Below are 937 nucleotides of genomic sequence, written 5' to 3' on the forward strand. Positions count from 1 at the left end.
GGTGCAGGGTGGGCATTGGCATTCATGGGAACGGCGGGGGCCCAAGAAAACGGTGGGGTTGGGCCGGGCAGGGCCCGGCGCTACATCCAGCCAGGCCCGCGTTGGAACGCGGGCCTGGGTGCATCACTTGAACTCGACAGCCCAGTAGGCTTCGATCTGCTTCACCAGTTCTGCCGGCAGCGGCACGTAGTGCAGTTCGCTGGCCTGGGCCTGGCCGTCCTGGAAGGCCCAGGTGAAGAACGCCAGGGTGTCCTTGCTGCGCTTGGCATCCTTGGGCTGCTTGTGCATCAGCATGAAATTGGTGGCGGTGATCGGCCACGCCTGGTCGCCCGGGGCGTTGGTGATGACCAGGTTGAAGTCCTTGGCGCTGGCCCAGTCGGCGCTGGCCGCGGCCGCAGCGAAGCTGTCGGCGGTCGGCTGCACCCAGTTGCCCGCCGCGTTCTGCATCGAGGCATACGGCATGCCGTTCTGCAGCGCGTAGGCCAGCTCGACGTAGCCGATCGAACCCTTGATCTGCTTCACGTACGAGGCCACGCCTTCATTGCCCTTGCCACCCACGCCGTCCGGCCACTGCACCGAGGTCCCTTCGCCGACCTTGCTCTTCCAGTCCGGGCTGACCTTGGACAGGTAGTTGGAGAAGTTGAAGGTGGTGCCCGAACCGTCCGAACGGTGGACCAGGGTGATCTTGCCGTCGGGCAGCTTCACGCCCGGGTTGGCGGCCACGATGGCCGGGTCGTTCCAGGTCTTGACCTTGCCCAGGAAGATGTCGGCCAGCAGCGGGCCACTCAGGCGCAGCTTGCCGGCTTCCAGGCCGTCGATGTTCACCACCGGGACCACGCCGCCGATGGCGGACGGGAACTGGCCCAGGCCGGCCTGGGCCCGCTCTTCGCTGGACAGCGGCGTGTCGGAGGGCCCGAAATCAACCGTGCCGGCCGTG

1 protein-coding gene is annotated in these 937 nt (G+C 67.0%); it reads right to left on the reverse strand.

Annotation, left to right across the window (positions count from 1 at the left end):
- Positions 1–123 precede the first annotated feature (123 nt).
- A partial coding sequence (gene pstS / locus QMX79_RS20800; protein ID WP_282248467.1) for a phosphate ABC transporter substrate-binding protein PstS occupies positions 124–937 on the reverse strand: 814 nt, incomplete at its 5' end.

Source organism: Stenotrophomonas sp. PS02300 (assembly GCF_029959395.1).
Taxonomy (GTDB): domain Bacteria; phylum Pseudomonadota; class Gammaproteobacteria; order Xanthomonadales; family Xanthomonadaceae; genus Stenotrophomonas; species Stenotrophomonas maltophilia_AD.